Genomic DNA, 12,144 nt, shown 5'->3' with positions numbered 1-12,144 from the left:
CTATTCCCCCTTCAATGCTTCAAATTTCGCTTTCATTGTTGGATTTTTGCGGGTCAATTTTTTGACTGAAACATCTTCAAGCTTGTTGTTAGCTAAGCGGAGTTGGTTTTCGGATGTGGTTAGGAATTTCTTGACCTCTTCCATGCGTTTGATAGCCTTGTCGATTTCATCAATAGCTTTACCAAAGTTGGTTGAAGCAGAGTTGTAGTTTTTAGCAAAAGCCTGTTTAAAGGCATCCAAGTCTTCTTCAAAATGGGTGATATCGATATTCTGCTCACGAACAAGCGCTAACTCCTGCTTGTATTTTAGGGAATTGAGCGCAGCATTTCGCAAAAGACCGATCAACTGGATAAAGAACTGAGGACGGACCACATACATCTTTTCATACTCATGACTGACATCCACGATACCCGTGTTAAAGTAATCGTTATCTGCTTCTAACATGGTTACCAAAACAGCATACTCACAGTTCTTCTCCCGACGGTCCTTGTCCAATTCCTTGTAAAAATCTGCATTCTTGTGTTTCTTCTCTGTTCCGTCCGCTTCATTTTTCATCTCAAACATGATGGAAATGATTTCCACCCCATTTTCATCACATTCACGGAAGATAAAGTCGCCTTTAGACCCACGCGCAGAAACCTTGTTATCCTTCTCAAAGTAGGCATTTGGAAAGGCAAAACTGCGAACCTTGTTAAACTCACTCTCCGCATAGTGTTCTAGACTTTCCCCGATAGCTTTTGTAGATTGTTGGGCTTTGAAATTCTTGTAAAATTCGACTTGTTCACTGGCCGCCTTGAGCTGGGCTTCGTAATTTTGCTTAACAGAAGCCAAAGATAACTCATTTTCCTTTTCTTGCAATAGGAGCTGATTTTTAATTTGATCCCGTTCTTTTTCTAAGTCAGAAAGGGTCTTTTGCAGTTGATTTTCATGTTCTAAACGCAAGGTAGCCAATTGGTTTTCCAAGGTCTGTACTTCCTTATCCTTTGCCAATAAAGCCTCATGACTTGTTTGTTCAACCTCTTTTTTAGCCAGTTCTTTCTCTGTATCAAAGTTTTGGATTTGACTCTGTAATTGCGCAATTTCTTGGTCTTTTTGAGCAAGTTTAGACTGTTGCTCATTCATAGACTTCTGCTCAGCTAGGGCAAGCTCTTGCTTCATGCGATCGTGTAATTCCTTATCAAACTCAGCTGTTCTCACTTGAGATAAAAGTTCAGCATACTGGCTCTCATTTACTGTAAAGACTTCCCCACAGTTGGGGCATTTGATTTCGTTCATAACTTTCCTCTTTCTAGACTTCTGTAACCATTATATCATGCCTAAGGGAAAATCAAAAACAGCGAGTCGAAACCCACTGTTTATATCTGTTACTTTAAATTTTTTCCAAGGCCAAACGCAAATCTTCAATCAAATCCTCTACATTTTCAAGACCGATCGACAAGCGGATTTGGTTTGGTGTGACTCCTGCTGCTTCTAGATCTTTTTCTGACAACTGACCGTGAGTGGTTGTCGCAGGATGGACCACAAGGGATTTGGCATCTGCCACGTTTGCAAGGTCAGAGAAGATTTCCAAATTATCAATTACCTTGCGAGCTTCTGCCTCTCCGCCTTTAACATGGAAGGTAAAGATTGAACCAACACCTTTTGGCAAATATTTCTCAGCCAAGGCATGATAAGGACTGTCAGCTAGTTTTGGATAGTTTACTTTTTCTACCTTAGGATGGTTAACAAGGAAATCAACAATTTTCTCTGCATTTTGCACATGGCGTTCGACACGAAGAGAGAGAGTTTCAAGCCCTTGGAGCAAGAGAAAGGCATTAAATGGTGACAAGGCAGCACCTGTATCACGAAGCAATTGAACACGAACAGCGATAATAAAGGCTGCTGCCCCAACATCGCGAGTATAGCTCAAGTTATGGTAGCTAGGATCCTCCTCTACAAACTGCGGAAATTTCCTTGAAGCTTCCCAGTCAAAACGACCACTGTCCACGATAACACCACCAATAGTCGTACCATGACCACCGATAAACTTAGTCGCAGAATGAATAGCAATATCTACGCCGTGAGAGAAGACGTTAATCAAATAAGGTGTAGCAAAGGTATTGTCAGAAACAAGTGGAATCTGATGTTTATGCGCAATCTCAGCCAATTTTTCCAAGTCAGGAATGTTAATTAAGGGATTCCCTAAGGTTTCAATCAAGACAAGTTTTGTATTGTCACCGATAGCTGCTTCAACTTCCTCCAAATTATCCACATCGACAAAGGTAGTTGTGATCCCATAACGAGGAAGGGTTTCTTTCAATAGATTGAAGGTTCCACCGTAAATAGTTGATGCCGCTACAACATGGTCACCAGCATGGGCAAGCGCCAAAATCGTATAAGTCACTGCAGCCATACCTGATGCTGTTGCAAGAGCTCCGACACCACCTTCGAGAGCTGCAATTCTTTCTTCAAAAGCAGCCGTTGTAGGATTTGTAATACGAGTATAGATATTACCTGGTTTTCTCAAGGCAAACAAATCGGCACCTTCCTGCGTATCATCAAAAACAAAGGATGTTGTCTGATAAATCGGCACTGCACGAGACTTAGTTGCTGGATCCACAACTTGACCAGCATGTAGTTGTAAGGTTTCAAATTTAAAATCACGAGTCATAAAACGACCTCCAAATAGTTTGATTAAGGATATTGTAGCACCTTAAGTTATAGTTTACAAATATTCGTTTTCTATATTTTGATATAAGAAATAGCTATTACTCTATTTTAAAAACGAAAAAAGCACGAATCAATCGTGCTCATTTTCTTAATCTACGTAAGTATCTTCATTTTTATTGAGGAAGGCATATGGAAGACCCATCAAGAGGCCTCCTCCGATAAAGTTTCCAACAAAGGTTACACCCCAGTGACGAAGAATATTAGGTATGTCAAAGTTAGCAATGGAATCTGCTGCTACACTGAACTTAACAATCGCAAAAGAAGCAAAGTTCGCAGCAATGTGCTCGTTTGTTAAGAATACAAACATGTAAATTGCTGATAAGACAAGCCATAGTTTGGCCCCGCCGTCTTTCACCAAAACGAATGAAAGAATGGCAATGTTTACAAAGATATTGGCTAAAATACCTTCAAGCAAGACAAGCTCATTAGAACGGCCTAACTTCATCTCTACAACTCCTGAAATGAAGCTATCATGTGTTAGATTTGCATAGGCTGCTGAGTGGGCAAAGCCCCAACCTGCTATAAGAGCACCAATAAGGTTGAAGAAGGTACAGTAAAGTAGAATCTCAGCCGTTTTTCTCCATGAAATTTTCTTCAAAAAACTGCCCGCGGTTAGGAACATCATGTTTGAAGTGACTAACTCAGCATTCAAGAAAACAATGTAGGCTAATCCCCAAGCAAAAACGAATGGGAAAAGGAAACGACCACTACCTGGTGCGATCTTATTAATCAAATCAGCTCCAACTGCGCCCGCAGCCGTACTAAATGTTAGAAAAGCACCTGCAAACATGGAACGAATCGCATATTTAAACTTACTTTGGCTATAAAGACTTTCTTTCTTCTTACAAGCAAATTCAATCTTTGAGATAAATTCTGATGAGACCATAGAAAACTCCTAAAACTTTTATTTGTGATAATTATAACATAATTCTTTTTTTCTAGAAAGCGTTTTCTGTAAAATTCTAAAATATTTATCTTAAAAATCTTTATCCTAAGCCTTCCTATCCTTTTTCATAAGAACTATTTTGATTCTATTTGTTCATATAAAAAACCAGTGAAATAGCACTTCACTGGTTCATTCATTCTTAATAACGTTGTTTATATGGTTTATTAAAGGCCTTCAAAATATCCTCAGAAGTCTCAGAATAAGCTTTTGATTCTTTAAAGATACCTTTGACGATTATACGCTCGGTTTCATCATAATCAACACAAGTAACCAAAGTAATCTCCTTTACACCGTCACGATCTTCGATTTCATCTACACGGTCTGGTGTGACACGTTTAACTTCAGTAATTTCGTAGGTATAAACCTTGTCCTTATCCGTCAGATAAATCTTCATACCTGCTTTGGCATTGACCAAAGGTGAGAAGAGCATCTGGCTCGCATTTTCAGCAGTAAAGATATGGTGACTGGCTAGAGAATAGTTGCCTTCTCCCATTTTTTGGTCTGGTTTCATGGTCCCTGCTCCATAGAACAAGTTTACATTATCCAAACCTTTGAAAATAGGCAGGTTGATTTCTACTTCAGGAATAGCAATCCCACCGATAACTGGAAGCTTTTGGGCATCCCATTGTGAAGCCAATACAGCTTCAGATGAAATAGACTTAACAGAGTCAAAATCAAAATTTCCTTCGGTTTTTAGATTTTCATCTATATTTTCTTTAGTAACCTGATTGACTTGATATTTATTGGTATTCCAGACCAAAAAGAGATCACGAATCTTTGAATTAAAAATCAAGGCTAGGGAAAGAAGAATCAAGAAACCGGCTAGAATATTGATAAATAGATTTCTTCTCTTATTATTCTTATTTTTCGTTTTTTTACGAGACATTATGCTTCACCTTCTGTTTCAATTTCAGTCCCAACTTCTTCTTTTTCTGCTGCAGCAACCGTTGTAAAGGTCACAATCTTAGCATCCTGATCTAGACGCATCACCTTAACTCCCATAGTTGAGCGTCCTGTTTGTGAAATATTGGCAACGTTTGTTCGAATCATGACTCCTGTATCCGTGATAATCATTAGGTCTTCATCACCTTTAACAGTGAGGAGGCCTGCAAGAGGACCATTCTTCTCAGCAACATTGGCAGTCTTCATTCCTTTACCACCACGGCCTTTAGTTGGATATTCAGTAGCAAGGGTACGCTTACCATAACCTTTTTCAGTGATGATAAGGACCTCATTCTGGTCAGTAATAACACTTGCGCCAACTACTGTATCTCCTTCACGAAGATTGACTCCTCGGACACCTGTCGCGATACGGCTCATGCCACGAACAGCTGATTGATTAAAACGAACAGCATAACCAAACTTGGTACCAATGATGATATCGGTATCTTCTTCTGTCAGCAAGACATTGATTAACTCATCCTCATCCTTGAGATTCAAGGCCTTAAGTCCATTTTGACGAATATTTGCAAATTCTTTGACACTGGTTCTCTTCACGACACCGTGACGAGTTGTGAAGAAGAGATAAGCATCATCACTACGCTCAGAATCAACATTGATGATGGTCTGAATGCTTTCGCCTTCGTCCAACTTCAAAAGATTGACAACTGGCAAGCCCTTGGCTGTACGACCATATTCTGGGATTTCATAACCTTTAAGGCGGTAGACACGTCCTTTATTAGTGAAGAAGAGCAGATGATCATGGGTGCTGGTTGAAACCAACTCACGCACAAAGTCATCATCCTTAACGCCAGTACCTTGGACCCCACGGCCACCACGTTTTTGGGCAGTGAACTCACCTTGGTCCAGACGTTTGATGTAGCCCTTATTAGAAAGGGTAATCAAGACATCCGTCTCCTCAATCAGGTCTTCGTCCTCAAGTGTCAAGACTTCTCCGACCATCAACTCAGTACGACGTTTGTCACCAAACTTGCGTTTGACTTCATCCAACTCGTCTTTGATGATTTGCGCCACACGTTCTGGTTTGGCAAGAATATCTGCCAAATCTGCAATTAAGGCGATCAATTCATCATATTCAGACTGAATCTTATCACGTTCCAATCCTGTCAAACGACGAAGACGCATATCAAGGATTGCCTGACTTTGACGCTCTGAAAGCTTAAACTTGCTCATCAACTCAGCTTGTGCTTCGGCATCTGTTTCACTGGCACGAATGATACGAATCACTTCATCAATATGGTCTAGCGCGATTAAAAGACCTTCTAAGATGTGCGCACGCGCTTCTGCTTTTTCCTTGTCAAAACGTGTACGACGAACAACCACTTCTTTTTGATGTTCGATATAAGCATCCAAAATTTGACGAAGGGACAAAATCTTTGGTACACCATTTTGAATCGCCAACATGTTGAAACCAAAATTGGTTTGCATCTGGGTCATCTTGAAAAGATTGTTAAGGATAACGTTGGCAGACGCGTCGCGTTTCACTTCGATCACGAAACGAACCCCTTCGCGGTTGGATTCATCTCGTACTGCTGTAATACCCTCAATCCGTTTTTCCTGAACCAAACGAACAATATGTTCATGGACCTTGGTTTTGTTGACCATGTATGGAAATTCCGTTACAACAATTCGTTCACGGCCAGTTTTAGTTTCTTCGATTTCAGTACGAGAACGAAGAACAATGGAGCCTTTACCAGTTTCGTAGGCCTTATGAATACCTGATTTCCCCATAACAAGGGCACCAGTTGGAAAATCTGGACCAGGCAAGACTTCCATCAAGTCCTTAGTAGTCACATCTGGATTGTCCATGACTAGCTTAACGGCATCGATGGTTTCACCTAGGTTGTGAGGAGGAATGTTGGTAGCCATCCCTACGGCAATCCCAGTTGCCCCATTGACCAAAAGGTTTGGAAAACGAGCTGGCAAGACCAAGGGTTCACGCTCATTGGCGTCGTAGTTGTCTACGAAATCAACTGTGTTTTTATTGATATCACGAAGCATTTCCAGAGCAATCTTGCTCATACGTGCCTCAGTATAACGCTGTGCGGCAGCACCGTCCCCGTCCATAGAACCAAAGTTTCCATGTCCATCAACGAGCATGTAACGATAGCTCCACCACTGGGCCATACGAACCATAGCCTCATAAATAGACGAGTCTCCGTGAGGGTGGTATTTACCCATGACATCCCCTGTAATACGGGCTGATTTTTTATGGGGTTTGTCTGGAGTAACACCTAGTTCATTCATTCCGTAAAGAATACGACGGTGAACTGGTTTTAAGCCATCTCGAACATCAGGAAGAGCACGCGCTACGATAACACTCATGGCGTAGTCGATAAAGCTGGTCTTCATCTCCTTTGTCAGATTAACATTCACTAAGTTTTTATCCTGCATTAATAAATGCCTCATTTCACAATTAGTAACTAGATATATTATACCATAAAGTGTAGATCATTTCAGTCTTTGGAAATCACTAAAACGTTTACATCGAGAACAAGAGGGCATTTCCGTGACAAAGCTTTTTAAAAGTGATAGAATGAAAATATCTGGGGAATTCCCTAAAAAAATTGAAGGAGATGTTTAGAAAATGACTTCTACTAAACAACACAAAAAAGTGATCCTTGTCGGTGACGGTGCCGTAGGTTCATCTTATGCTTTCGCGCTTGTTACCCAAGGAATTGCACAAGAGCTTGGAATCATTGAAATTCCTCAATTGTTTGAAAAAGCGGTTGGTGACGCAGAAGACCTTAGCCATGCCCTTGCCTTCACTTCACCTAAAAAAATCTACGCTGCAAAATACGAAGACTGTGCTGACGCTGACCTTGTAGTTATCACTGCTGGTGCTCCTCAAAAACCAGGTGAAACTCGTCTTGACCTTGTAGGTAAAAACCTTGCAATCAACAAATCAATCGTTGAGCAAGTTGTTGCTTCTGGTTTCGATGGTATCTTCCTTGTAGCAGCTAACCCAGTTGACGTTTTGACTTACTCAACTTGGAAATTCTCTGGATTCCCTAAAGAACGCGTTATCGGTTCTGGTACTTCTCTTGACTCAGCTCGTTTCCGTCAAGCACTTGCTGAAACAATCGGTGTTGACGCTCGTTCAGTCCATGCCTACATCATGGGTGAACACGGTGACTCAGAATTCGCTGTTTGGTCTCACGCTAACGTTGCCGGTGTTAAATTGGAACACTGGTTGCAAGCTAACCGTGACTTGAACGAAGCTGACCTTGTTGAACTTTTCATCTCAGTTCGTGATGCTGCCTACTCAATCATCAACAAGAAAGGTGCTACATACTACGGTATCGCAGTTGCCCTTGCTCGTATCACTCGCGCTATCCTTGATGACGAAAATGCAGTACTTCCACTTTCAGTATTCCAAGAAGGACAATACGGTGTTGAGAACGTCTTTATCGGTCAACCAGCTATCGTTGGTGCACACGGTATCGTTCGTCCAGTTAACATCCCATTGAACGACGCTGAAACACAAAAAATGCAAGCATCTGCAAAAGAATTGCAAGCAATTATTAATGAAGCATGGAAAAACCCTGAATTCCAAGCAGCTTCTAAAAACTAATGAAAAGAAGGTTCTCATCATGGGAACCTTTTTCTTTTTTCTTTTTGCCCCAATAATACCCCAAAGCAACAAAAAAAGCCTATCGACCAAGCTAGAAGGCTTGATACAATAGGCTTATTAAAGTATCATTATTTAACAGCGTCTTTAAGAGCTTTACCAGCTTTGAATGCTGGAACTTTAGAAGCTGCGATCTTGATTTCTTTACCAGTTTGTGGGTTGCGACCTTTACGTGCAGCACGCTCACGAACTTCAAAGTTACCAAAACCGATCAATTGAACTTTTTCACCAGCTGCAAGGTATTCAGTTACTGCTGCGAATACAGCGTCAACTGCTGCTGCTGAATCTTTCTTAGTCAATTCTGTAGCTTCTGCTACTTTAGCGATCAAATCTTGTTTGTTTGCCATGTTAATAAATCCTCCAAATAATTTCTAATTAACAAATATAATCATATCCTAAAATTGGCTATAGGTCAAGTCAAAAACACTATTTCTAACGATTTTTCTCTATTTTTTTAGGAATTGTAACGAATTAGAATAGCCCAGGCATTTTCTCCCGTATGTGTTTGAATAATAGACCCTGTTTCCAATACAGAGATTGGTTTTTCTACATAAGTTTGCAACAAGTTCTTCATCTCATTTGCCCATTCATTTGTACCTGCATATGAAATTCCAATCTCAGCCACTGATTGATGCGAGAGCGTCTCAGTCAATTCATCAAGCCATTTTTTGAATGTCTTAGCACCTCGTCCCTTAACGATAGGCTGGAGTTCATGATTCTTCATCTGCATCACAACTCGGATGTTCAAAAGAGAGCTTAATAATCCCGTCACACGTCCAATACGTCCGCCCTTAACTAGATTTTCTAATGTTGAAACACCGATATAGAGTTCCGTATGATTCTTAACGTCTTCTACATGAGCTAGGATGGTTTCTAAATCTTTCCCTTCTTGGGCAAGTTTAGCTGCTTCAACTACTTGAAACTTCATAGCTTGGTCTGTAAAAGAACTATCAATAACCGTCACATCAGCAGTTGAGAGACTCGCTCCTTGACGAGCAGCTTCAACAGTTCCTGACAAGGCATGGGACATGTGAATCGCGAGAATCTGACTACCGTCTTTACCTAGTTCTTCAAAAACCTCAGCAAACACTCCTACTGGAGGCTGACTAGTTTTCGGCAGATTCTTACTTTGTTGCATAAGATGAAGAAACTCCCCTTCTTTCAAATCTGCGTCCGAATAAAGCACACTATCGATCATAACGGATAGCGGCACAACCGTAATATTTAACTCTTTTACTACTTCTGGTTCGATGGTAACAGAAGAATCTGTTACAATTTTTACTTGTGTCATAATTTCAATCTTTCTATTCTTTTCAATAAGATAGGGATTTATCACTTTTATTATATCAAAATTTTGTTAAAAAATCATAAGAGATCCAATTAAAACGCTTGAAATTTTGGTATAATCTATCTATAGAAAAAGCGAGGGAGAATCATGATTCGAAAAGTTCAGCCTATTATCACTATCATACTAGGGGCAGCTATTTATGCCTTTGGTCTCACCTACTTTGTAGTTCCCTATCATCTATTTGAGGGTGGTGCGACAGGTATTACACTCATTACCTTCTACCTCTTTAAAATTCCAGTCTCACTGATGAACCTCTTGATCAATATTCCTTTATTTATCCTTGCCTGGAAAATATTTGGTCCTAAAACTCTCTACACCAGTCTCTTGGGGACTATCTCCCTTTCTGTCTGGCTTGCTGTCTTTGAAAAAATTCCTTTACAGTTTGACCTACAAGGGGATCTCATTATCGTTTCGCTAGTTTCTGGTGTTTTACTGGGAGTCGGTTTAGGAGTTATTTTTAATGCTGGTGGGACTACTGGTGGTTCAGATATTGTTGCCCGTATCCTCAATAAATACACCAATATCTCAATTGGTAAATTGCTCTTTGGGATTGACTTTTTTATCCTAATGTTAATTTTAATTATCTTCCAAGATCTTCGTCTTGTTACCTATACTCTCTTGTTTGACTTTATCATCGCTCGTGTTATTGACTTGATCGGTGAAGGGGGCTATGCTGGTAAAGGATTTATGATTATCACTCAGTATCCTGAGCAATTGGCTGATAAAATCAATGAAGAACTAGGACGTGGCGTGACCTATATCTCTGGTCAAGGCTACTACAGTAAGAAAGATTTGAAAATCATTTATTGTATCGTCGGTCGAAACGAAATCGTTAAAATGAAGGATATGATTCACCATATAGATCCTCAAGCCTTTATTACCATCACTGAAGCTCATGAGATTCTTGGGGAAGGATTTACCTACATAAAAGAATAAAACAAAAAAGCTGGGAAATTCCAGCTTTTATTTTTGTTTAGAAAGTGTAGAATGACGATAACCATAAGTAAAGTAAATCACTAGTCCAACCAACAAAGCAAGTCCAAAGGCAATCCATGTTTCCTTGGTATACTGAAGCATAAAGGAAAGACAGATAAGAATGGAAAGGATTGGCAAAAGCGGCACTAAAGGAGTTTTGAACTCTCCTTCTTTTGGCATACCCTTATCTTTTCTGAGTTTGATAATGCCATAAGCAAGTAAGATGAGATAGGCTAGTGTACAGATATTTAGAAAGGCGGCAATGCTTGCCAAGGGGAAAATGCCCGCAGCAATGGCTGAAGCAATCCCTGTTAAGATGGTTGCATTCTTTGGAACTCGGCTGTTTTTGCTTAGTTGTTTGAAGCTTTGAGGCAAAAGTCCATCACGTGCTAAGCTATAAATCATTCGAGAAAGGGCGTAGGTCATGGAAATACACACAGTAATCAAGGTTAGAATGGCTACAAGCGAAACATAATTTGCCACCCAGCCGATACCAATACTCCGTAATGAAAATGCTACTGCATCGTCCACATTGAGCTTACTGTAGTGAACAATCCCTGTCAATACTAAGGTTACCAAAGCATAGAGAATAGTGACGATTGACAGAGAAAGGACAATTCCTCGAGGAACATTCTTTTGCGGACTTTGAATTTCATCAACTGCCATCGAAATCGATTCAAAACCGAGAAAACCAAAGAACATCAAAGAAGCTCCTGCCATTATTCCAGTACTTCCGCCATAAAGCTGACCAAAGCCAAAAGGTGCAAAATTTGACCAATTTTCAGGTTTGATATGCCAAATCCCAACTAGGATAAACAAAGCTAGAGCAGAGAATTTCAAGACCACTAAAAGCGAATTAAAGCGCAAGGCTGCCTTGGAATTCAATAATACTACACCTGTTACCAAAGCAAGCACCAAAATAGGTAAAAGATCGATATAGGTGCCTTGTTCGGGGTTAAAAGTGCCATTTAAGGCTTGGGGCATGGAGATACCATAATTACTGAGTAAGCCCTTAAAGTAAGCTGCCCAGCCAGACGCTACACCCGATATGGCCGTCATGAATTCCATGATGGTCAACCAACCGGCAATCCAGGCTGGCAATTCTCCTAAGATTGCATAGAGGTAACTATAAGCACCTCCTGTTGCAGGCACACGAGAGGCAAATTCCGCAAAAAAGAGAGCTGATAAAGAAACGCATAAAGCAGAAATTACAATGGAAACAACTAGTGAAGGACCAGCTAATGTAGCAGCTGCTGTTCCTGTAATGGTGAAAATCCCTGTCCCTACCATGGCACCAATTCCTAGTAAAATCAAATCCCATAATTTCAAATGGCGACGCATTTCCGTTCGTCCCAGACTAACATCCTTGGTTCTAAAAATATTCATACTTCATCTCCACTAAATGTAATTGTTTTATTTTACCACATAAAAGTATTTTTGTGAATATTTATTAGGTTCATTTTTGAAAAAAATTCTGAACAGGAAGACTTCCTGTTCAGATTCTGCATATTCTTACCCAACTGACCCTTCCATTTCATAGCTAATCAAGCGGTTTAGCTCAACGGCGTATTCCAT

The 12,144-nt window shown here is 40.3% G+C and carries 10 protein-coding genes; 2 read left to right on the top strand and 8 right to left on the bottom strand.

Annotated elements, in window-relative coordinates; all coding sequences use genetic code 11:
- The 5 genes from SNAG_RS04490 to gyrA form a co-directional block, all read right to left on the bottom strand.
- Positions 1 to 1,275, bottom strand: a complete 1,275-nt coding sequence (locus SNAG_RS04490) for a DUF2130 domain-containing protein (protein WP_096406923.1) — start codon at positions 1,273 to 1,275, stop codon at positions 1 to 3.
- A 94-nt stretch (positions 1,276 to 1,369) separates the two neighbouring features.
- Positions 1,370 to 2,650 carry an O-acetylhomoserine aminocarboxypropyltransferase/cysteine synthase family protein gene (locus SNAG_RS04485; protein WP_096406920.1) on the bottom strand — a complete coding sequence of 427 codons (1,281 nt, stop codon included), beginning with the start codon at positions 2,648 to 2,650 and terminating at the stop codon, positions 1,370 to 1,372.
- A 147-nt stretch (positions 2,651 to 2,797) separates the two neighbouring features.
- Entirely contained in the window at positions 2,798 to 3,595 is a 798-nt protein-coding gene (locus SNAG_RS04480; protein ID WP_049478154.1) for a formate/nitrite transporter family protein, read from the bottom strand.
- Between the two features lie 199 nt (positions 3,596 to 3,794).
- A complete protein-coding gene (locus SNAG_RS04475; RefSeq protein ID WP_096406918.1) occupies positions 3,795 to 4,541 on the bottom strand; it encodes a class A sortase in 747 nt (248 codons plus the stop codon).
- A complete protein-coding gene (gene gyrA, locus SNAG_RS04470) occupies positions 4,541 to 7,009 on the bottom strand; it encodes a DNA gyrase subunit A (protein WP_096406915.1) in 2,469 nt (822 codons plus the stop codon). The genes SNAG_RS04475 and gyrA overlap by 1 nt, the downstream gene beginning before the upstream one ends.
- A gap of 193 nt (positions 7,010 to 7,202) precedes the next feature.
- Here gyrA and SNAG_RS04465 point away from each other — a divergent pair, with 193 nt between their 5' ends.
- Positions 7,203 to 8,189, top strand: a complete 987-nt coding sequence (locus SNAG_RS04465; RefSeq protein WP_000204734.1) for an L-lactate dehydrogenase — start codon at positions 7,203 to 7,205, stop codon at positions 8,187 to 8,189.
- Between the two features lie 128 nt (positions 8,190 to 8,317).
- Here SNAG_RS04465 and SNAG_RS04460 read toward each other — a convergent pair whose 3' ends face one another.
- Together SNAG_RS04460 and SNAG_RS04455 are read right to left on the bottom strand one after the other, a co-directional pair.
- On the bottom strand, positions 8,318 to 8,593 hold the full coding sequence (locus SNAG_RS04460) for an HU family DNA-binding protein (RefSeq protein WP_001284636.1): 276 nt from the start codon (positions 8,591 to 8,593) through the stop codon (positions 8,318 to 8,320).
- A gap of 107 nt (positions 8,594 to 8,700) precedes the next feature.
- Entirely contained in the window at positions 8,701 to 9,537 is an 837-nt protein-coding gene (locus SNAG_RS04455; RefSeq protein WP_061406999.1) for a DegV family protein, read from the bottom strand.
- Between the two features lie 144 nt (positions 9,538 to 9,681).
- On the opposite strand from SNAG_RS04455, the gene SNAG_RS04450 reads away from it, so the two are divergent.
- A complete protein-coding gene (locus tag SNAG_RS04450) occupies positions 9,682 to 10,530 on the top strand; it encodes a YitT family protein (protein ID WP_096406913.1) in 849 nt (282 codons plus the stop codon).
- Between the two features lie 27 nt (positions 10,531 to 10,557).
- Here the strand turns inward: SNAG_RS04450 and SNAG_RS04445 are convergent, their stop codons facing one another.
- Positions 10,558 to 11,955 (bottom strand): APC family permease, encoded by a 1,398-nt coding sequence (locus SNAG_RS04445; RefSeq protein WP_096406910.1) that lies wholly within the window; start codon positions 11,953 to 11,955, stop codon positions 10,558 to 10,560.
- Between the last annotated feature and the right edge of the window lie 189 nt (positions 11,956 to 12,144).

The sequence above is a fragment of the Streptococcus sp. NPS 308 genome (assembly GCF_002355895.1).
Lineage (GTDB): Bacteria > Bacillota > Bacilli > Lactobacillales > Streptococcaceae > Streptococcus.
This window is presented reverse-complemented; position numbering and strand designations above follow the sequence as displayed.

Bases quoted from the DNA above. Each gene is read 5' to 3' on its own strand.
- SNAG_RS04490 (WP_096406923.1), bottom strand. From the start codon at position 1,275: ATGAACGAAATCAAATGCCCCAACTGTGGGGAAGTCTTTACAGTAAAT.
- SNAG_RS04485 (WP_096406920.1), bottom strand. From the start codon at position 2,650: ATGACTCGTGATTTTAAATTTGAAACCTTACAACTACATGCTGGTCAA.
- SNAG_RS04480 (WP_049478154.1), bottom strand. From the start codon at position 3,595: ATGGTCTCATCAGAATTTATCTCAAAGATTGAATTTGCTTGTAAGAAG.
- SNAG_RS04475 (WP_096406918.1), bottom strand. From the start codon at position 4,541: ATGTCTCGTAAAAAAACGAAAAATAAGAATAATAAGAGAAGAAATCTA.
- gyrA (WP_096406915.1), bottom strand. From the start codon at position 7,009: ATGCAGGATAAAAACTTAGTGAATGTTAATCTGACAAAGGAGATGAAG.
- SNAG_RS04465 (WP_000204734.1), top strand. From the start codon at position 7,203: ATGACTTCTACTAAACAACACAAAAAAGTGATCCTTGTCGGTGACGGT.
- SNAG_RS04460 (WP_001284636.1), bottom strand. From the start codon at position 8,593: ATGGCAAACAAACAAGATTTGATCGCTAAAGTAGCAGAAGCTACAGAA.
- SNAG_RS04455 (WP_061406999.1), bottom strand. From the start codon at position 9,537: ATGACACAAGTAAAAATTGTAACAGATTCTTCTGTTACCATCGAACCA.
- SNAG_RS04450 (WP_096406913.1), top strand. From the start codon at position 9,682: ATGATTCGAAAAGTTCAGCCTATTATCACTATCATACTAGGGGCAGCT.
- SNAG_RS04445 (WP_096406910.1), bottom strand. From the start codon at position 11,955: ATGAATATTTTTAGAACCAAGGATGTTAGTCTGGGACGAACGGAAATG.